This window comes from Adlercreutzia sp. ZJ473, assembly GCF_013185065.1.
Lineage (GTDB): Bacteria > Actinomycetota > Coriobacteriia > Coriobacteriales > Eggerthellaceae > CAAEEV01.
In genome coordinates this window covers 1-20,184 of record NZ_JAAVTO010000025.1, presented here as the reverse complement: position 1 = coordinate 20,184, position 20,184 = coordinate 1, and the positions used below count along the sequence as shown (strand labels likewise).

The following is a 20,184-nucleotide window of genomic DNA, read 5'->3' as shown; positions in this document are numbered from 1 at the left end:
GAGCCTCATAGCGCCACTCCTTGCGCGGAGAGCTTGCGGAAGATGTCGGAGAGCACGGCCTCGTCACCTTCGAGGTGGAGGTAATCGTAGCATTCCTCTATGAAGCGCCAGATGCCCTGCTGCTCAAAGATCTCGTTCGCTTGCGAGGGCGATAGCTGGCATTGCTCGCGGAACATGCGGAAAAGGCGAGCTTGCATGAAGAGCACCTCGTCGAGCACGGATATCGCCTCCCTTCGGCTTCGCTCTGGCATGACGTGGAAACCTAGCGAGCATTATACCGCGAAGCGGTCGATCTGGCTGAGCATCTGGATGCTTGGACGGCGTCTGTTTCTTACCGCACGCGGGATGGGCCTTGAACTTGGGCGCTGGGAGGTGTATCCTAATTTGCTGAATCTTTGCGCCCATAATGGCGAAGCTATGCCCATAGGGCGCCCTTCATAGAAAGGAAGATCGCGTGGCAAAGGCCTCATCGAAGAAATCTACGCAAGAAACCAAGGTCGCCGAAGACGTCGTCGAGGAAGTCATCGAGGACGAGGACGTTGCGGACATCGAGCCTCCCGCAACCGAGGCGATCGAGAGCCATGCCGACAGCCTTGCCGACGACAAGCTCGAAGTGGGAGTTGAATCTGAGGAGGACCTGCTCGAGGGCATTCCCGAGGAGGAGCTCAAGGCCACCATGGACGCGCCGGCGCTGCCGAAGGTGAGCGCGCGCGCGAAGTCGAGGGTGCGCAAGCGCACGGCCGATGCCAACGTCACCATGCTCACGGGCGACCCGGTGCGCATGTACCTGAAGGAGATCGGCAAGGTCCCGCTGCTCACCGCGGCCGAGGAGATCGACCTTGCCATGAAGATCGAGGCCGGCGTGGCCGCCACCGAGGAGCTTGAGCGCGCCGAGGACGAGGGCGTCGAGCTCGACCGCCGCGAGAAGCGCCGCCTCTCGCGCATCGAGCAGGTGGGCCTTGACGCGAAGCAGCAGCTCATCGAGGCGAACCTGCGCCTGGTGGTCTCCATCGCCAAGCGCTACGTGGGCCGCGGCATGCTGTTCCTGGACCTGATCCAGGAGGGCAACCTGGGCCTCATCCGCGCGGTCGAGAAGTTCGACTACACGAAGGGCTTCAAGTTCTCCACGTACGCCACGTGGTGGATCCGCCAGGCCATCACGCGCGCCATCGCCGACCAGGCGCGCACCATCCGCATCCCCGTGCACATGGTCGAGACGATCAACAAGCTCGTGCGCATCCAGCGCCAGCTCCTGCAGGAGCTCGGGCGCGAGCCAACCCCCGAGGAGATCGGCAAGGAGATGGGGCTTCCCGCCGAGCGCGTGCGCGAGATCCAGAAGATCTCGCAGGAGCCCGTCAGCCTGGAGACGCCCATCGGCGAGGAGGAGGACTCCCAGCTCGGCGACTTCATCGAGGACGACGCCGCCGTGGTGCCGCCTGACGCCGCGTCCTTCTCCATGCTTCAGGAGCAGCTCGGCAAGGTGCTCGACGGCTTGGCCGAGCGCGAGCGCAAGGTGATCTCCCTGCGCTTCGGGCTCGAGGACGGGCATCCGCGCACGCTCGAGGAAGTCGGGCGCGAGTTCGGCGTGACGCGCGAGCGCATCCGTCAGATCGAGAGCAAGACGCTCGCGAAGCTGCGCCATCCCTCGCGCTCTTCGAAGCTGAAGGACTATCTGGAGGACTAGCGCGCCAGAATCAGCCGAGAACGGCTTTTGGCGCTTCGGCAAGGCAAGGACCTCGTCCTCGCTGCCCGACGGGGAGACCCGCGAGCTGGGCGGCAGGGGCGGGGTCCTTGCCTGTGAGGGCGGCTTTGCAACCCCTCCTCGCGGGGGGTCGCTGCAAGGCATACGACACGAGGTGGGGAGACGCATGACGGTCCGCGATCGCGACAACAAAATCGAGTTCTTCGCCAGCTGCCTGGCGGGCTTCGAGGCGGCCTTGGCCTGCGAGCTGAGAGCGCTGCGCGTGCGCAGCATCCGCCCGCTCAAGGGCGGCGCGGCCTTCCTCGGGCGCCCGATCGACGCCGAGCGCGTGTGCCTGTGGTCGCGCGTGGCCTCGCGCGTGACGGCGGTGGTGGGCCGCGTGAACGCGGGCGACGCCGAGCTTCTGTATGCGGGTGTCTACGACCTGCCGTGGGAGGACGTGCTGGCGCCGGGCGCGAGCGTGGCCGTGCGCGCCTTCGGCACGAACGCCGAGCTGCGCAACACCCAGTTCACGGCGCTCAAGGTGAAGGACGCCCTGTGCGACCGCCTGCGCGCGCGGACCGGCGAGCGGCCGAACGTGAGCCCGCATGATGCCGACCTGCTCGTGGACGTGCGCGTGCGCGACCGCCGCGCCACGATCTCGGTCGACCTGGCGGGCGAGTCGCTCTACCACCGCACGTACTTCGACGGGCGCGACGGGGAGGATGCGCCGCTCGCCTGCGCGCGTGCGGCGGGGATGCTCGTGGCGGCGGGCGCGCCCGCGCGCCTCGCGGAGGGCTGGGGCGTGCTCGACCCGGCGTGCGACGCGGGGTTCGCGGTGTGCGAGGCGGCGGGCATGGCCGCCGACGCGGCGCCGGGGCTCCTGCGCGAGCGCTGGGGCTTCTACGGCTGGGCGCGGCATGACGACGACGCGTGGAACGACGAGCTCGCGCGCGCTGACGAGCGCCTCGAGCGCGGCCTGGAGCGGCTGCTGGCCAACTCGAGCTCCGAGGGCCCGCTCGGCATCCCCGACCCCGCGCACGTGCGCGTGGTGGGGCTCTCGACGTCCTCGCCGGCTATCTCGAGGGCGCGCGCCCACCTGCGCAACGCGGGGCTGCGCGCCGTGGCGAGCGTGGAGGCCGCCTCGCTCGACGACGCGGCTGCGGTGGAGCGCCGCCTCGCGGACGTGGTGAGCCGCTGCCGCGCGGACGTGGTAGGCGGCAAGGGGACCGATGTGGCGCTGCCTGACGGGGCTGCCGAAGGGACGTCGGCGCCTGCCGCCCCGGCGCTGCTCGTGGTGAACGCCGCGCCGATCGACCGCGACGAGGGCGACGCCCGCGCCGTCGCGGAGGAGGCGGCCTTCATGGCGGCTGCCAAGGGGGCGCCGGCAGGCTCGGTGTTCGCTGCGGTGGGCACGCGCGGCTTCGCGGGACGCTTCGGCGTGGAGCCGACGTGCGCCCAGGTCACGGGTGCGGGGCGCATCGAGGGCACGCTCGAGGTGTTCGACCAGCCGCCGCGCGCGCTCGCGAGCATCACGCTGCCCGACGCCCACGGCGGGGCCGACCACGTGGTGGAGGTGAACGACGAGCAGGCCGCCCAGTTCGCCGCCCGCCTGCGCAAGGTGGCGCGCGAGCGGCGCAAGTGGGCGCGACGCGAGGGGATCTCGTGCTACCGCCTCTATGACGCCGACCTGCCCGACTACAACGCGGCCATCGACGTGTACGAGGGCGCGGGCGCCTCGGCGGGCAAGACCTACGTGCACGTGGCAGAGTACCAGGCGCCCTCCTCGGTTGACGCCGAGGTGGCCCGCCGCCGCTTCGACGACGTGCTCGCCGTGGTGCCGGTGGTGCTCGACGTGCGCCCCGACCACGTGTTCTCGAAGGTGCGCACGCGCTCGAAGGGCGGCTCGCAGTACCAGGGCGCGCATCGCCGCTCGTACGTGGCCTACACCGAGGAGGCGGGCCTCACGCTTGAGATCGACCTGGGGGGATACCTTGACACGGGGATCTTCCTCGACCACCGCGTCACGCGCGGCATGGTGGGCGAGGAGGCCCGCGGCGCGCGCTTCTTGAACCTGTTCGCCTACACGGGCACGGCGACGGTGCACGCGGCGGCGGGCGGCGCGGCTGAGACGACCACGGTGGACCTCTCGCAGACCTACCTCGACTGGGCGCGCCGCAACATGGAGCTCAACGGGTTCTCGGGGCGCGAGCACGCCTTCGTGCGCGCCGACGTGATGGAGTGGATCCACGCGGCGCGGCGGGCGCGCGAGGAGTTCGACCTCATCTTCGTGGACCCGCCCACGTTCTCGAACTCGAAGGCCATGGGGAAGCGCACGTGGGACGTGCAGCGCGACCACGTGGAGCTGCTCATCGGCGTGTCGCGCCTGCTCGCACGCGGGGGCGCCGCGGTGTTCTCGTGCAACCTGCGCACCTTCAAGCCCGATCGCGAGCAGCTCGAGCGCTACGGCGTCGAGATCGAGGACATGACGGCCGACACCATACCGCACGACTTCGAGCGCAACCCGCGCATCCACCAGTGCTACCTGGTGCGCCGCGCCTAAGCGCGCCTTTGCCTGCAGGGTTTCTGCGAGATTCGCTGTGAAGTCCTGCAGGCAGCTCCTCGAAGTGATCGCAGCGCCTGTGCGTGCTGGGCATGAGAAGCTCGGGCGAAGCTTCGCGCGGCCTTTCGACATGGAGATTTTTTCACCGAAAGGGGAAAATAGGGTCTTGCGCAGCGCGCGCGTTTCGGTATAATTCTTTCTTGCGCGTTGGGACATGAGCGTTCCAGCAGCTACATTCCTCGGTAGCTCAACGGCAGAGCATCCGGCTGTTAACCGGAGGGTTGTAGGTTCGAATCCTACCCGGGGAGCCATAAAACTCCAGGTCAGCGCCCGTTTTCGGGCGCTGATTTCTTGCTGTCGAGTGCAAGTTCCGGTTGAGGCCCTCCCAAGTTCCCGCCCCTGGTGGCAATCCGCCGACAACGGCGCTTTCCCATCCACCCCTCAGGTGATTCTGGATGAAACATGCCCGTTATCGGCGATTTCTCGGGAAAAGTGGATGCAGAAGCGCCGTTGTCGGTGAATTTCGGGGCTCGAATCGCCGATAACGGGCGTTTTCCATCCAGCTTCCCAGAGCCATGGATGAAAAGAGGGCTTTGTCGGTGCTAGGGGCTCGCGAAGCCGAAGATGCGGGGAAGCTGCGCACGCATGAGGCCAAAAGCGCGATGGCGCAAACGGATGCGCACGCATGTGACCAAAGGTGCGATGGCGCGAACGGCTGCGCACGTATGCGGCCAAAGGCGCGATGGCGCGAACGGCTGCGCGCGTATGTGGCCAAAGCGCACGAAACGATAACGAACGTGACGCGTCAACCCGAAATGGCATACAATAGCGCGATAAGTAATTCAACAGTTGGGGAGAAAGGACCGTTGCGCATGGGGAACGTGTTGCGAGTGCTCGGGCGCGACATCGTGCGCCTGGTCAAAGCGCCGGCGGCCCTCGTGGTGGTGATGGCCCTCCTCGTCTTGCCGTCGGTGTACACGTGGTACAACGTCGTCGGCTTCTGGAACCCCTACGACAACACGAGCCAGCTGCGCGTCGACGTGGTGAACGAGGACGCCGGAGGCTCGAGCGAGCTGACCGGGCAAGTGCGCGTCGGCGACATGATCGTCGAGAAGCTGCGCGAGAACGACCAGCTGGACTGGGCGTTCGTCGACCGCGACACGGCGATGGCGGAGCTTGAGTCGGGGGCGAGCTACGCGGTGTTCGTGATCCCCGAGGACTTCACCGCCAACCTGCTCACCCTCACCACGGGGGACTTCACCCAGCCGAACCTCCTCTACTACGTGAACGAGAAGCTCGGGCCCGTGGCGCCCAAGATCACCGACACGGGCGCCACCACGCTTGACGAGACCATCAACTCCGCGTTCGTCTCGACCGTGACCGACGCGGCAGTCGAGGCGCTTGACGCCGCGGCCGGCGAGTCGCGCGCGGCGGTTGACGAGTCGCGCGCGCAGGCGCTCGGCAAGCTCGGCGAGGCCGTTTCGGTGATCGGCGGGGCGCGCGAGACGCTTGCCGGGGTGTCAGGCGCCACCGACGCCGCGCTCGCGCGGGCGGAGGACGCGCGCGGCGTGCTCGCCGACGTGCGCGCCGAGATGGACCTGGCCGCCACGGCGCTCGCTCGGATGTCGGCCCAGGCTGCGCAGATGCAGGACGCGCTCTCGGGCTTCTCGGCCGACGCGCTGCCCGCGGTGGGCGAGGGCCTTGCGGCGATGTCGAGCCTGTCGGCGCAGGCGAGCAAGGCGATGGGGGACATGACCAGCAGCGCGGAGGGCGCGTCGGCGAGCGTGGGCGTGGCGCTTGCGCAGGCGAACGCGGTGGTGGGCGAGGGCGAGGCGCTCGCCCGCCACGTGCGCGCGCTTGCCGACGCGCTGCCCGATGACGGCAAGGACGCCGAAGGGAAGGCCGCGCTCACGTCCTTGGCTGACCGCCTCGACGAGGACAACGCCCGCGCCCGCGCGCTCGTGGCTGACCTCGAGGCGCTGAGCGCTGACGCCGAGGGCGCCTCCCAGGCCGTCGCGGACGCGGCAGCATCCTTCGACGCGGCCGTGCAGGACGCCGTGGCCAGCGCCGACGCGTACGCGAACGCGCTCTTCACCTCGACCATCCCCCAGGTCAGCGCGGGCCTTTCGCGCCTCGCCGCCGCGACGGCCTCGCTGGAGGGAGCGCTCTCAGGCGAGCGGGTGGTCACAGACCAGATCGGGCTTGTGCTCGGCCAGCTCACGTCCACGCTTGAGAGCGCGCGCGAGGCCGTGGGCGCCACCGACGGCCTGCTCGGGGACCTCGAGGCGGGGCTCGGCCTCGTGCGCACCGACGTGACGGCGCTCGGCAGCGCCGACGCGCTCAGCGAGATCCTCGGCGAGGACGGTCTCGACGCGGGCAAGATCGCCAGCTTCATGGGCGCGCCGACCGAGGTGGAGACCGTGCAGCTCTACCCGCTCAACGCCTACGGCTCGGCCATGGCGCCCCTGTTCATGAACTTGACGTTCTGGATCGGCGCGTTCATGCTGCTGGTCATCATGCGGCAGGAGGTCGACTCCGAGGGCATCCGCAACTTCACCCTCGCGCAGCGCTACCTGAGCCGCTTCGCGCTGTTCGCCGTGCTTGCCATGCTGCAGGCGGTCATCTGCTGCGCGGGCGTGCTGGCGCTCGGCGTCCAGGCGGAAAGCCCGCCGGCGCTCTTCCTGGCGGCGGCGGTGGCGTCGCTCGCGTACCTGAGCATCATCTACGCGCTGTCGGTCACCCTGCAGCACATCGGCAAGGGCATCTGCATCGTCTTGGTGTTCGCCCAGATCCCGGGCGCGACGGGCCTGTACCCCGTCGAGATGACCTCGGCCTTCTTCCAGGCCGTCTACCCGCTGCTCCCCTTCACCTACGGCATCGGCGCCATGCGCGAGTCCATCTGCGGCTTCTACGGCGGCCAGTACGCGCATGACGTGGGCATGCTCCTGCTCTACTTCGCGGCGTTCATGGCGCTCGGGCTCGTGTTCCGCCCGCTTCTGGCGAACGTGAACCACATGGTGGCGCGCCAGGTCAGGCAGAGCGGCATCTTCAACGGCGAGGACGTGGAGGTCCCCGTGCGCCCCTACCGCTTCTCGCAGCTCGTCCGCGCGCTGTCTGACAAGGAGGAGTACCGCCGCGAGATCACGCGGCGCTACGCGAGCTTCATGCGCTGGTACCCGCGCCTCACCCGCGGTTCGGTGGCGGCGGGCGTCGCCATCCCGGTGACGCTCATGCTCGTGTTCGCGCTCACGCCGACGGAGAAGGTGGTGCTGCTCACGGCGTGCCTCGTGTCGCTGGCGGCGCTGCTCGTGTTCCTGGTGGTGGTGGAGAGCATGCGCTACAGCTTCGAGCGGCAGATGAGCCTCGAGGACATGAGCGAGGAGAGCCTGCTCGGGCTCTACTCGTCGCGCAACCGCATGCAGCGCCCGGGGGAGGAAGCAGACGCGGACGCCGCGGGCGTCGTGCGGGATGCGTCAGCGGACGCGGCGAGCGTTGTGCAGGCCGCGCCAGCGGATGCGGCGGCGGAGCCAGGCGAAGGCGCAGGCGCGGACGCCGCGGGGGCGAAGGGCGGTGAGGGGCGTGCGTAACGTCTGGACGCTGTTCAGAAGCGATATGAAGCGGCTGTTCGCGAACGTGGTGAGCATCATCATCGTGGTGGGGCTCGTGGTCATGCCGTCGATCTTCACCTGGTACAACGTGATCGCGTGCTGGGACGTGTTCGGCAACACGGGCAACCTCAAGGTGGCCGTGGCCAACGTCGACGAGGGCTACGAGAGCGACCTGGTGCCTTTGCGCGTGAACGTGGGCGAGCAGGTGGTGAGCGCGCTGCGCGCCAACGACGAGATCGACTGGGTCTTCACCTCGGAGGCCGACGCCGTCGACGGCGCGCGGTCGGGCCGCTACTACGCGGCCGTGGTCATCCCCGCGAGCTTCAGCCGCGACATGCTCACGTTCTACGCGGCCGACGCGCAGCACGCCAAGATCGTCTACTACGCCAACGAGAAGAAGAACGCCATTGCGCCGAAGGTCACCGACAAGGGAGCCGACTCGGTGTCATACCAGGTGAACGAAGTGTTCGCCGAGACGCTCTCCGAGCTTGCGCTCGGCATCGCCGAGGCGTTCGCCGCCTACGCGGACGACGCCGACCTCGGCGGGCGCATCGGCGAGCTCTCGGGTCACATGCGCGCGATGGCCTCGCAGATGGACGAGGCCGCGCGCGTGCTGCTGCTCTACGGGAAGCTGGCGTCGACGTCGGGCGAGCTCGTGCAGAGCTCGTCTGACCTGGTGGCGTCCGCGCGCGCCGAGGCCGAGGGCATGGCCGCGTCGCTGCCGCAGGACACGGCGTCGGTGACGAGCCTCGTCGAGGCGCTCAAGGCGTCGGTGAAGCGGCTCTCGGACGCGCTCGACGCGTCCGCGTCGAGCTTCGGCGAGGTGTCGGCGCAGATAGACGCGCTGTTCGACGCGGCGGCGAGCGAGTCGGCCGCAGGTGCCGAGCGCCTGCGCGCCCAGGCGGGCGCCGTGGCCGACCAGGCGGCGCTCTACCGGAAGGCGGCTTCGGAGCTCGAGGCGCTCGTCGGCGTGGTGCCCGCCGACCAGGCGAGCGCGCTTCAGGGGCTCGCCGCCATGACGCGCGCGACGGCCGAGCTGCTCGAGGACATGAGCGCGCGCCTCGCGAGCGCGGCGGACAAGCTCGAGGCGGGCAACGCCGACGTGCAGGCCGAGCGCGACGAGGTGAAGGCGCTCGCGGCGTCTGCCGAGCAGAAGGTCGCCGACGTGAAGCGCGCCTTCGACGACAAGCTCATCCCCGTCCTAGACGACCTGGCCGCCGACGCGACGGCGTTTTCGGGGTACGTGGAGGACGGCAAGGGCAGGCTCGACGCCATCGACGCGAGCCTGGCGGGCTCGGCCGGGTCGGTGGCGGATGCGATCAGCGACGGCGCGGGCAAGCTCGATGCCACCGCGGCGGACCTCGGCGATCTGGCGGGCAGGCTGCGCGGCATGGCCGACGCCATCGACGCGGCGCTGGCGTCGGGCGACGTCGAGGCGCTGCGCGCGGTCCTCGGCTCCGACGTGCAGGGACTCTCCCGGGCGCTCGCGGCGCCGGTGGGCGTCGAGCGCGTGGCCGTGTTCCCCTCCGAGAACTTCGGCTCGGCCATGTCGCCGCTCTACGCCACGTTGGCCCTGTTCATCGGCGCGCTGCTCATCCTCGTGGTGGTGAAGCCCACGGTGTCGCCGCGCGCGCAGGCCAACCTCGCAAACCCGAAGCCGCGCGAGCTGCTCTTGGGCCGCTTCGGCGTGATGGCGTTCATCTCGCTTCTGCAGAGCACGCTTCTGGGCTTGGGCAACCTGTTCTTCCTGCAGGTGCAGGTGGCGCATCCGTGGCTCTACCTGCTGTGCTTCTGGGTGGCGGGGCTCGTGTTCACCGCGATCGTCTACGCGCTCGTGTCGGCGTTCGCCAACCTCGGCAAGGCCATGGCGGTGCTGCTGCTCATCATCCAGGTGACGGGCTGCGGCGGGTCGTTCCCGCTGCAGATCCTGCCCGGGTTCGTGCAGGCGCTGAGCGGGTTCCTCCCGGCGACGCACGTGGTGGGCGCCATGCGCGCGGCGATGTTCGGCACCTACGGCAACGACTACTGGGTGCAGCTCGGCGAGCTCATGCTGTTCCTCGTGCCCGCGGCGTTCATCGGGCTCGTGCTGCGCAAGCCGCTCGCGGCGTTCATGGGGTGGTATATTGAGAAGGTCGAGGACTCCAAGCTGGTGAAGTAGGGGCGCGACGCTGCGCGTCCGGCTTTGGCGGGCGGCGGCCGTCGCGCCAAAGCGCAGGTGGCGCACTGTCGCGAGGGCGGCGCTGTCGCGAGGGCGGCGCGCGCCGCTGTGAGCAGGGAAGGGCAGGTGAGCGATTTGGAGCTGGTCGAGGGCAACGCGAAGCTGGTCGAAGACGAGCGGGGGCTCTCCCTCGTCGAGGGCGACCTGGTGCTGCGCGGCGACTTCACGCGCCTGCTCAACCGCATCCGCCCCGCGAACCTGGGGCGCGAGCTGCTCGTCAAGGCGGCGAAGCCCCGAAGCCTCGGGCCCGATCCCGTGGCCGTCGACGCCACGGCGGGCCTCGGCGAGGACGCGCTCCTGCTCGCCGCCGCGGGCTTCTCGGTGCGCCTCGTCGAGCGCAACCCCCAGGTGGCGGCCCTCTTGCGCGACGCGCTGCGCCGCGGGCAGGAGAACCCGCGGCTCGCGCCCGCCATCGCGCGCATGGAGCTCGTCGAGGGCGACAGCCTCGAGGTGCTGCCGCGCCTGGACGCGCCGCCTGACCTCATCCTGCTCGACCCCATGTTCCCCGCGCGGCGCAAGAGCGCGGCGAGCAAGAAGAAGATGCAGCTCTTCCAGCACCTCGAGTGCCCGTGCGACGTGGAGGAGGCGCTCCTGCATGCCGCCATCGCCGCGCGCCCGCGCAAGGTCATCGTGAAGCGCCCCGTGCGCGGCCCCCATCTGGCCGGCGTCAAGCCCGCCTACGCGATCACCGGCAAGACCGTCCGCTACGACTGCATCGTCCTGCCGCGTGATGGGAGGGGGCAGTAGCAGAAGCCCCCTCAACAAGAGGCCCGCCACAACATGCAAGAGGCCCGCCACAACATGCGGCGGGCCTCTTGCGTTTCATTCCAATGTGCAGCGGCTCGAAACGGCTGCACAGGGCTTCTGCTGCCTTCTGCTGCAGCCCCTTCCCGAACCCCGTTCTTTCTACGCGGCCTGCGCGGCTTCGGGGGCGTCTTTGCCGAGGTGCACCTCGTTGCCGGCGCGCAGCTGGTCGCGGTACTCGGCCGTGGCGGTGAACAGCACGTCAGACGAGGAGTTCAGCGCCGTCTCGCAGGAGTCTTGGATCACGCCGATGATGAAGCCGATGGCGACCACCTGCATGGACACGTCGGGGTCGACGCCGAGCAGGGAGCAAGCCAGCGGGATGAGCAGCAGCGACCCGCCCGCGACGCCCGACGCGCCGCACGCGCTCACGGCGGCGAGCACGGAGAGGATGACGCCGGTCACCGGGTGGACGGCGATGCCGAGCGTATGCGCCGCGACCATGGACATCACGGTGATGGTGACCGCCGCGCCCGCCATGTTGATGGTGGCGCCGAGCGGGATGGAGACGGAGTAGTTGTCCTTGTCGAGCCCCAGCTTGCGGCACAGCTCCATGTTCACCGGGATGTTCGCGGCGGAGCTGCGGGTGAAGAACGCCGTGATGCCGGAGTCCTTCAGGCAGCGCAGCACGAGCGGGTAGGGGTTCTTCCTCGTGCAGGAGAACACCAGGAGCGGGTTCGTGACCAGCGCGATGAAGAGCATGCAGCCCACGAGCAGCAGGATGAGCTGGCCGTACTCGACGAAGATGTCCAGGCCGTTGGTGGACACGCTCGTGTACACGAGGCCGAGGATGCCGAACGGGGCCAGGTTGATCACCCAGCGCACCACCTTCGACACCGCGTCAGACACGGCCGAGAACACGTCCTTCACGTTCTGGCTGGCGGCGCGCAGGGCGATGCCGAGCATGACGGCCCAGGCGAGGATGCCGAGGAAGTTGGCGTTGGCCAGCGAGTCGACGGGGTTGGCCACCACGTTGGTGAGCAGCGTGGTGAGCACGACGCCCACGTCGTCAGGCGAGGACTGCTCCACGTTCGGGTCGACTGCCAGCGTGATCTCGATGGGGAAGACCATGGTGGCCACGACCGCCACGACGGCGGCGATGAGCGTGCTGGCGACGTAGAGCAGCAGCACCATCTTCATGGAGCCCGCCGTCTTGGCGTTGGCCAGCGCGCTGATGACGAGGAAGAACACCAGGATCGGCGCCACGGCCTTCAAGGCCGACACGAACAGGGTGCCGAGAAGCGTGATGAACGTGTCGACGCCCTCCAGCGCGGCCAGGCCGGCGCCGGAGGCTCCCGCCATCGCGGGGGGAACGGCCAGCGCGAGGACCACGCCGATGACCAGGCCGACGATGATGCGCTTGATCAGGCTGACCTCGCTGTACTTCTTTGCTATGTCTTTGACGGCCATAACCGTCGTCTCCCTTCTCTCCCTCGCGCGCGCCTGCGCCGTCTTTGCCAAAACCGGGGGGCCGGACTTGGCGAAAAGGGCGCGCTCAGGCGCGTCGCAGCTTGTGCAATGGCGGGTATCATACCATATGGAGAAAGTGTGAACATACAGCAAGCCGACAAAGGCGGGCGAAGGCGCGCGAAGGCCCTCAATCGGGTCAGCTGCGGGAGGGGCGTGCGGCGTGGACGGCCAGCTGCGGAAGGGGCGTGCGGCGTGGACGGTCAGCTGCGGAGAAGGGGAGCGTGGCGCAGCCAGGCAGCTGCGGAGGGCCGAATGCGGCCAAGCCAGCTGCGAAGAAGAAAAGGATGGTGCGGGCGAAAGGACTTGAACCTTCACGGGTTTCCCCACCAGAACCTAAATCTGGCGCGTCTGCCAATTCCGCCACGCCCGCACGGCGCGCAATCCCGGGGCACGAGCGCCTCCGGCAATCCCGGAGCGCGAGCGCCTCCGACGCGGAGGACCGAGGCGCGAAACGTCCCGGCCTGCGCCGCCGGAGCGCCTCTGCGCGTCCGACAGCCTGTATATGATAGCAGAAACCTTGTGGACGCGGGCGACGAGGTTATGGCACCGAGCCGCCATATGTGCGATAATCACGAGCTGGTGTGCTTCCGAGCGCTCGCCTGGCATGCGCGGCGCGCGCGTACGAGGCGCCTCGGCAAGCGCATGGCGCTCATTCGCGCCAGAAACGGTAAACGATGGAGGATATACGTGGACATTACAGTAGAGGCCCTGGAGGACAACAAGATCAAGGTGACCGTCACCGTCGAGGCCAAGGACGTTGACGCGGCCGTCAAGAAGACCTACCGAGACTTCGCCCAGAAGTACAACTTCCCGGGCTTCCGCAAGGGCCGCGCCCCGCGCCCGGTCATCGACAACGCGCTCGGCGCCGAGGCCGTCATGGCGACGGTGACCGAGGACGTCATCAACAAGGCGTACCCGCAGGTCGTCGAGTCCGAGAAGCTCTTCCCGGTCGGCTCGCCCGAGTTCGGCGACGCCGGCATGGTGGAAGCGGGCAAGCCCTTCACCTTCGACTTCACGCTGTCGGTGAAGCCCGAGGTCGAGCTCACCTCCTATGAGCCGGTGTCCATCGAGCTGCCCGTGGCGGGCGTGTCCGACGCCGAGCTCGAGGAGCAGGTCACCGCCCTGCGCGAGCACTACGTCACCTACGAGGACGCCTCCGCCGCCACCAAGATGAAGCCCGAGAACTACGCCGACCTGGCCATCAAGGCCACCGACGCCGAGGGCGCCGACATCGCCGCCATCAGCACGGAGTCGCGCCTGTACGGCCCGGCCACCGGCATGCTCTCCGAGGCGTTCGACGCCGAGATCATGGGCATGAAGAAGGGCCAGTCCAAGGAGTTCTCGCTCGAGGTCGCCGAGGACGAGGCGTCGGTTCTGCTGTCCGCCCAGGCCGGCAAGACGGTGAGCTTCGAGGTGACCATGAACGTGGTCAAGAAGAAGGTCGTCCCCGAGCTGACTGACGAGTGGGCCCGCGACACCATGGGCTTCGAGGACGCCGCCGACCTCAAGGCGCGCGTGAGCGAGTCCATCGAGGCGCAGAAGGCCGACCTCATGCCGCGCATGAAGGAGAGCGCCTGCGTGAGCGAGCTCATCAAGCGCTTCGAGGGCGAGGTGCCCGAGGCGCTGGCCGAGGAGGCCGAGGCCAACCTGCTGCAGGACTTCTTCACCCAGCTGCAGCGCCAGAACGTGAGCTTCGACGCCTACCTGGCCCAGCAGGGCATGAACGCCGAGCAGTTCAAGGCCGACGTGAAGCTGCAGGCCGCTGACGAGGCCAAGCAGCAGCTCGCGCTCGACGCGTGGGCGCGCGCCAAGGGCATCGAGGCCACCGACGCAGACGTCACCGCCGAGTTCGCGAAGGCCGGGCTCGACAACCCCGCGCAGGTCGAGAAGGAGTGGCGCGAGACGGGCCGCCTCTACCTCATCCGCGAGGGCATCGTGCGCGCGAAGGCCATGGCCGACGTCATGGACACCGCGCAGGTGACCGAGGTCGACTACGCCGCCCAGGCCCAGGCCGAGAAGAAGGCCAAGAAGGCCGCGAAGAAGAAGGCGAAGAAGGAGGAGGCCGCCGACGCTCCTGCCGAGGCCGCCGAGGCTGCCGACGCCGAGTAGCCGCGGCGCCGTCGCGCCTGCGTCTGACGCCTGATGCCACGAAGGCCGCCTGGGGCGCTCACCTGCCCTAGACGGCCTTCTGCTGTGTTCGTTTCCTGTTCGCGTCTTGCGCATGCGCGCCCGCTCCATCACTATGTCAGGTGAACTGTTGAGGGGCCTGCCGTCTGACCTGCGCCGCTCCGCGCCATCGTGCATCGAGCCATGCGCGCTGCGCGCGTCGCGCGCAGCAGCGGGCGGGCCTAAAGCGTACGAAAGTGAGGAACCATGGGCATCGAACGAGTGAGCAACGCGCTCATTCCCTACGTCATCGAGCAGTCGCCGCGCGGCGAGCGCAGCTACGACATCTACTCGCGCCTGCTCAACGACCGCATCATCTTTCTGGGCGAGCCCATCGACGACCACGTGGCCAACTCGGTGGTAGCCCAGCTTCTGCACCTCGAGAGCGCCGACCCCGAGAAGGACATCTCGCTCTACATCAACTCGCCGGGCGGCAGCGTGTCGGCGGGCCTGGCCATCTACGACACCATGCAGTTCGTCAAGTGCGACGTGTCCACCATCTGCCTGGGCATGGCGGCCTCCATGGCGGTGCCGCTGCTCGCCGGCGGCGCGCCCGGGAAGCGCTTCATCCTGCCGAACGCGCAGGTCATGATGCACCAGCCCATGGGCGGCACCGGCGACGGCCACACGCAGCAGAGCGACATCCAGATCATGGCCGACGAGATCAAGAAGACGCGCGACCGCCTCGAGGGCATCATCGCGAAGCACTGCGGCAAGCCCCAGGAGCAGGTGCACGTCGACTGCGAGCGCGACAACTGGCTCACCGCCGAAGAGGCGCAGGCCTACGGCCTGGTCGACCAGACCATCACCCACCACGGCGCCTAACGCCCACGTCAACGAGCGGAAACCGATCACATGAACCAGCAACGTTCCAACCCGACCCTCGACGAGTCAGGCAACCCCATCTTCTGCGCGTTCTGCGGCAAGAACCCCAACCAGGTCAACGCCATGATCTCGGGGCCCAACGGCATCTACATCTGCGACGAGTGCATCTCGGTGTGCGCCGACGCCATGATGCGCGACATGGGCTTCTTCATGCAGCAGGAGCCTGAGCCGGCTCCCGAGCCCGAGCCCGCCCGCCGCGGCCGCCACAGCCGCCACGCGCAGGAGGTGCCCGAGGAGGCCTACTACGACGAGGACGACCCCTCGCCGGCCGAGCTCCTAGGCGACCTCCCCACGCCGCACGAGCTCTACGCCCATCTGAGCGAGCACGTGGTGGGGCAGGAGGCCGCCAAGCGCGCGCTGTCCGTGGCGGTGTACAACCACTACAAGCGCATCTCCATGGGCGCGGTCGCCGAGGAGGGCGACGTGGAGCTGGCCAAGAGCAACATCATGCTCCTAGGCCCCACGGGAAGCGGCAAGACGCTCCTCGCGCAGACGCTCGCGCGCACGCTGCAGGTGCCCTTCGCCATCGCCGACGCCACCACGCTCACCGAGGCGGGGTACGTGGGCGAGGACGTGGAGAACATCCTGCTGAAGCTCATCACGGCAGCTGACTTCGACGTCCCGCGCGCCGAGATCGGCATCATCTACATCGACGAGATCGACAAGATCGCGCGCAAGGCCGAGAACCTCTCGATCACGCGCGACGTGTCGGGCGAGGGCGTGCAGCAGTCGCTGCTGAAGATCGTGGAGGGCTGCGAGGCGTCGGTGCCGCCGCAGGGCGGGCGCAAGCACCCCCAGCAGGAGCTCATCCACATCGACACCACGAACATCCTGTTCATCCTGGGCGGCGCGTTCGTGGGCCTGGCCGACATCATCGCGCAGCGCGTGGGCAAGAAGGGCCTGGGGTTCGTGGCCGAGCTGCCTGAGTCGAAGAAGCAGGCCGAGGCCGAGCTTCTGGCGCAGGTGCTGCCCGAGGACCTCAACAAGTACGGCATGATCCCCGAGTTCGTGGGCCGCATCCCGGTCATCACGAACCTCGAGGAGCTGACCGAGGACGACCTGGTGCGCATCTTGGTCGAGCCGAAGAACGCGCTCGTGAAGCAGTACACGCGCATGTTCGAGTTCGAGGAGAGCATGCTCCTGTTCGAGCCGGAGGCCCTGCGCGCCATCGCGCACGAGGCCGTCGAGCACGGCACGGGCGCGCGCGGCCTGCGCTCCATCTGCGAGCGCGTGCTCATGGACGTGATGTACGACCTGCCCGAGCACGTCGGCGTCACGCGCGTCGTGGTGCGCGCGAGCGACATCACCGGCGAGACGGTGCCGGTGATCGAGCACGTCGGCGAAGAGCACGAGCTCGCCGCGCTGAGCGCGTAGGGGAGCGGCGTTCGCGCAAGGGCGCCGGCGGCCGCCTGACCGCGGCGCATGGTAGGCAAGAGTGACACGGAGAAGAAGGCACATGGCAGACAACACGCAGGAGAAGAAGATCGACTACGATTTCGCGGCGCACGAGCGGCCGCTGTTCGAGGCGTGGCGCGACGCGGGGTACTTCCAGCGCACGCCGGGCTTCGGCGCGCACAAGGACGACTCGTACACCATCGTCATCCCGCCGCCGAACGTCACGGGCGTGCTGCACATGGGCCATGCCCTCAACGACACCATCCAGGACGCCTGCATCCGCCGCGCGCGCATGCGCGGCTACCAGACGCGCTGGATCCTCGGCACCGACCACGCGGGCATCGCCACGCAGACCAAGGTGGACAAGCACCTCGCCGAGCAGGGCATCAACCGCCGCGAGATCGGGCGCGAGGCGTTCATCGAGGCGTGCCAGGAGTGGCGCCGCGACTACGGCGGGCGCATCGTGAGCCAGATCGCCGCCATGGGATGCTCGTGCGACTACGCCGACGAGCAGTTCACCATGAGCCCTGAGTTCTCGCGCGCCGTGCGCCAGGTGTTCTGCGACTGGTACCATGACGGCATCGTGTACCGCGGCAAGCGCATCGTGAACTGGTGCCCGCACTGCACCACGGCCATCGCCGACGACGAGGCCGAGTACGAGGACGAGGCCGGGCACCTGTGGCATCTGCGCTACCCGCTCGTGGAGCCCGTCGACGGCGTCGAGCACATCGTGGTGGCCACCACGCGCCCCGAGACCATGCTCGGCGACACGGGCGTGGCGGTGAACCCCTCCGACGAGCGCTACAAGGGCCTCGTGGCATCGGGCGCGAAGGTGCGCCTGCCGCTCGTGGACCGCGAGATCCCCGTGTTCGCCGACTTCTACGTGGACGCCTCCTTCGGCACGGGCTGCGTGAAGGTCACGCCGGCGCACGACCCCAACGACTTCGCCATGGGCGAGCGCGCGGGCCTGCCCAAGATCAACATCTTCGACGAGACGGCGCACGTGGTGGAGGGCTTCGGGAAGTTCTCCGGCATGAGCCGCGACGAGGCGCGCGAGGCCGTGGTGGCCGCGTTCGACGAGCTCGGCCTGCTCGACCACGTGGAGGACCACGACCACTCCGTCATGCACTGCTACCGCTGCCACAACACGCTCGAGCCGTGGCTGTCGGAGCAGTGGTTCGTGGCCGTTGACGGCCTGAAGAGGCGCGCCGCCGAGGTGGTGGAGAACGGCCAGGTCACGTTCCACCCCGAGCGCTGGAAGCAGGTCTACCTCGACTGGCTGGCCAACCTCAAGGACTGGTGCATCTCGCGCCAGCTGTGGTGGGGCCACCAGATCCCCATGTACTACTGCGACGCCTGCGGCTGGCAGGACGCGCGCGTCGACGGCGTGGACGCCTGCCCCGAGTGCGGTGCTGAGGTTCGCCAGGACGAGGACGTGCTCGACACGTGGTTCTCGAGCCAGCTGTGGCCCTTCGCCACGCAGGGCTGGGCCGACGCGGGCATGGACGCGCCCGAGCTGGCCGCGCACTACCCGACGCAGGTGCTCTCCACCGCGCGCGACATCATGGGCCTGTGGGTGGCGCGCATGGTGATGTCGTCCATGTACTGCACGGGCGAGATCCCCTTCAAGGACGTCATCATCCACCCGACGGTCATGGGCGCCGACGGCAAGCCCATGAGCAAGAGCCGCGGCAACGGCGTGGACCCGGTGAAGCTCATGGAGGACTACGGCGCCGACGGTATGCGCTTCGGGCTGCTTCTGCAGGTCACGGGCGCGCAGGCCATGCGCTTCGACTACCAGAAGATCGAGAGCTCGCGCAACTTCGCGAACAAGATCCGCAACGCCGCGCGCTTCGTGCTCATGCACCTCGACGGCTTTGAGCCGGGCGAGCCCGAGCTCGCCACGCCCGCCGACCAGTGGATCTTCTCGCGTCTGGCGGCGCTCGTGGCCGACGTGGACGCGGCGTTCGACGCGTATGAGTTCGGCGAGCTCACGCGCGCCCTCTACGGCTTCGTCTGGAACGAGTTCTGCGACTGGTACATCGAGTTCTCGAAGGCGCGCCTCGGCGCGTCGGCTGACCCGGCCGACCGCCTGGCCTGCCAGCGCAACCTCGTCTACGTGCTCGACCAGGTGCTGCGCCTTCTGCACCCCATCATGCCGTTCGTGACCGAGGAGCTGTTCGGCCAAATGCCGGGACGCGCCGAGGGCGAGCTTCTGATCGGCGCGGAGTGGCCTGACGCCGAGAAGCTCGTGCGCTACCGCGACCCGCAGGCCGAGCGCGCCATCGCCATGGTGTGCGAGGTGGTGGGCTCCATCCGCTCGGCGCGCTCGCGCTACGGGATCTCGCCGAAGGTGGCGCTCGACGTGGCGGTGAAGGCGTCGGCGGACGACGCGGCGCTGCTCGAGGCGCAGGCGGCGCTCGTGACCTCGCTCGCGAACGTGAGCTCGCTCGAGGTGGGCGAGGACGTGGCGAAGCCCGCGGAGTCCTCCGTGGCGCTCGGCGCGGGCCTCGAGGTGTACACCTGCCTCGCCGGCCACGTCGACTTCGAGGCGGAGCGCGCCCGCATGACGCGCGAGCAGGGCAAGCTCTCCAAGGACGCGGCCAAGCTCGAGAAGAAGCTCTCGAACCCGGGCTTCCTGGCGAAGGCGGCCCCCGAGATCATCGAGAAGGACCGCGCCAAGCTCGCCGAGCTGAGCGACAAGCTTGCGCGCCTGGCGGAGCAGATCGCCGAGCTGGGCTAACCGGGGCAGATGCGGGCAGTTTTGCTATAATGTGAGCTTGCGTCGCCGCGCGACGCCGCCGCATGCGCAGCTTCCTGCGCTCGTGTCGGCAGCGCGCATGGGGCGGCGAGGGAAAACAGGGAAGAAGAGGTCATCATGAGCGAGTTGCTCTCGCAGCTGTGGACGCCGCAGATGCAGACCGCGTTCACGGTCGTGATCGTGCTGCTGGTCATCTTGTACGTGCTTTCCATCGTGTGGGTGGTGCGCGACGCCTACCTGCGCGGCACCACGTGGTACGTCTGGGCGGTCGTGGCGCTCATCCCCATCGTCGGCGTGATCGCGTACTGCCTGCTCCGCCCCCCGATGCTGCGCATCGACCGCGACGAGCAGGAGCTTGAGGTGGCCCTCAAGCAGCGGCAGCTCATGAAGTACGGCGAGTGCGCCGCCTGCGGGTACCCCGTCGAGGCCGACTACGTGCTCTGCCCGAACTGCCACGCTCAGCTCAAGAACCTCTGCATGCACTGCGGGCATGCGCTCGAGCCTACGTGGACGGTGTGCCCGTACTGCGCGACCCCGGTCGGCGCGGGCGAGGCGCGCCGCACCCGCCGTTCGCAGCCCCGGCCGCAGGGCGCGGTGCGCGAGCGGGCTCCCCGCGAGGCGCGTCCCGAGGGG

At 68.7% G+C, this 20,184-nt stretch carries 12 protein-coding genes and 2 tRNA genes; 11 read left to right on the top strand and 3 right to left on the bottom strand.

All coding sequences use genetic code 11. From position 1 onward, the window contains the following. Window positions 1–5 precede the first annotated feature (5 nt). Window positions 6–218, bottom strand: coding sequence for a DUF3791 domain-containing protein (locus tag HRL41_RS06345; protein ID WP_172136030.1), 213 nt, complete (start codon window positions 216–218; stop codon window positions 6–8). Between the two features lie 236 nt (window positions 219–454). On the opposite strand from HRL41_RS06345, the gene rpoD reads away from it, so the two are divergent. From rpoD to HRL41_RS06315, 6 genes are all read left to right on the top strand, one after another. Then, entirely contained in the window at window positions 455–1,684 is a 1,230-nt protein-coding gene (gene rpoD, locus HRL41_RS06340; protein WP_165170967.1) for an RNA polymerase sigma factor RpoD, read from the top strand. Between the two features lie 184 nt (window positions 1,685–1,868). Then, window positions 1,869–4,244 carry a class I SAM-dependent methyltransferase gene (locus HRL41_RS06335; protein ID WP_172136029.1) on the top strand — a complete coding sequence of 792 codons (2,376 nt, stop codon included), beginning with the start codon at window positions 1,869–1,871 and terminating at the stop codon, window positions 4,242–4,244. A gap of 236 nt (window positions 4,245–4,480) precedes the next feature. Continuing rightward, window positions 4,481–4,555, top strand: a tRNA-Asn gene (locus tag HRL41_RS06330). Between the two features lie 561 nt (window positions 4,556–5,116). Beyond that, window positions 5,117–7,831, top strand: coding sequence for a YhgE/Pip domain-containing protein (locus HRL41_RS06325; protein WP_172136028.1), 2,715 nt, complete (start codon window positions 5,117–5,119; stop codon window positions 7,829–7,831). After that, entirely contained in the window at window positions 7,824–10,010 is a 2,187-nt protein-coding gene (locus HRL41_RS06320; protein ID WP_172136027.1) for a YhgE/Pip domain-containing protein, read from the top strand. Before HRL41_RS06325 ends, HRL41_RS06320 begins: the two co-directional genes overlap by 8 nt. Window positions 10,011–10,136: 126 nt before the next feature. Then, window positions 10,137–10,817 (top strand): class I SAM-dependent methyltransferase, encoded by a 681-nt coding sequence (locus HRL41_RS06315; protein ID WP_371808808.1) that lies wholly within the window; start codon window positions 10,137–10,139, stop codon window positions 10,815–10,817. A 159-nt stretch (window positions 10,818–10,976) separates the two neighbouring features. Here HRL41_RS06315 and sstT read toward each other — a convergent pair whose 3' ends face one another. Together sstT and HRL41_RS06305 are read right to left on the bottom strand one after the other, a co-directional pair. Then, window positions 10,977–12,284, bottom strand: coding sequence for a serine/threonine transporter SstT (sstT, locus tag HRL41_RS06310; protein ID WP_172136025.1), 1,308 nt, complete (start codon window positions 12,282–12,284; stop codon window positions 10,977–10,979). 345 nt (window positions 12,285–12,629) lie between these two features. Continuing rightward, window positions 12,630–12,714, bottom strand: a tRNA-Leu gene (locus tag HRL41_RS06305). 317 nt (window positions 12,715–13,031) lie between these two features. Here HRL41_RS06305 and tig point away from each other — a divergent pair. The 5 genes from tig to HRL41_RS06280 all read left to right on the top strand — a co-directional run. Further along, the gene (tig, locus tag HRL41_RS06300; protein ID WP_172136024.1) at window positions 13,032–14,453 is read left to right on the top strand and encodes a trigger factor; all 1,422 of its coding nucleotides are present in this window, start codon (window positions 13,032–13,034) and stop codon (window positions 14,451–14,453) included. A gap of 264 nt (window positions 14,454–14,717) precedes the next feature. Continuing rightward, window positions 14,718–15,335 carry an ATP-dependent Clp protease proteolytic subunit gene (locus HRL41_RS06295; protein WP_172136023.1) on the top strand — a complete coding sequence of 206 codons (618 nt, stop codon included), beginning with the start codon at window positions 14,718–14,720 and terminating at the stop codon, window positions 15,333–15,335. 30 nt (window positions 15,336–15,365) lie between these two features. Continuing rightward, window positions 15,366–16,769: an ATP-dependent Clp protease ATP-binding subunit ClpX gene (gene clpX / locus HRL41_RS06290; protein WP_165170983.1), complete on the top strand. Its 1,404-nt coding sequence runs from the start codon at window positions 15,366–15,368 to the stop codon at window positions 16,767–16,769. 82 nt (window positions 16,770–16,851) lie between these two features. Beyond that, the gene (locus tag HRL41_RS06285; protein WP_172136022.1) at window positions 16,852–19,533 is read left to right on the top strand and encodes a valine--tRNA ligase; all 2,682 of its coding nucleotides are present in this window, start codon (window positions 16,852–16,854) and stop codon (window positions 19,531–19,533) included. Between the two features lie 135 nt (window positions 19,534–19,668). Beyond that, window positions 19,669–20,184, top strand: a 516-nt coding sequence (locus HRL41_RS06280; RefSeq protein WP_172136021.1) for a zinc ribbon domain-containing protein, incomplete at its 3' end; no start/stop codon positions are given.

Excerpts from the sequence above, each read along its gene's own strand:
- sstT (WP_172136025.1), bottom strand. The coding sequence starts at position 12,284 with ATGGCCGTCAAAGACATAGCAAAGAAGTACAGCGAGGTCAGCCTGATC.
- clpX (WP_165170983.1), top strand. The coding sequence starts at position 15,366 with ATGAACCAGCAACGTTCCAACCCGACCCTCGACGAGTCAGGCAACCCC.
- HRL41_RS06335 (WP_172136029.1), top strand. The coding sequence starts at position 1,869 with ATGACGGTCCGCGATCGCGACAACAAAATCGAGTTCTTCGCCAGCTGC.
- HRL41_RS06325 (WP_172136028.1), top strand. The coding sequence starts at position 5,117 with ATGGGGAACGTGTTGCGAGTGCTCGGGCGCGACATCGTGCGCCTGGTC.
- HRL41_RS06295 (WP_172136023.1), top strand. The coding sequence starts at position 14,718 with ATGGGCATCGAACGAGTGAGCAACGCGCTCATTCCCTACGTCATCGAG.
- HRL41_RS06285 (WP_172136022.1), top strand. The coding sequence starts at position 16,852 with ATGGCAGACAACACGCAGGAGAAGAAGATCGACTACGATTTCGCGGCG.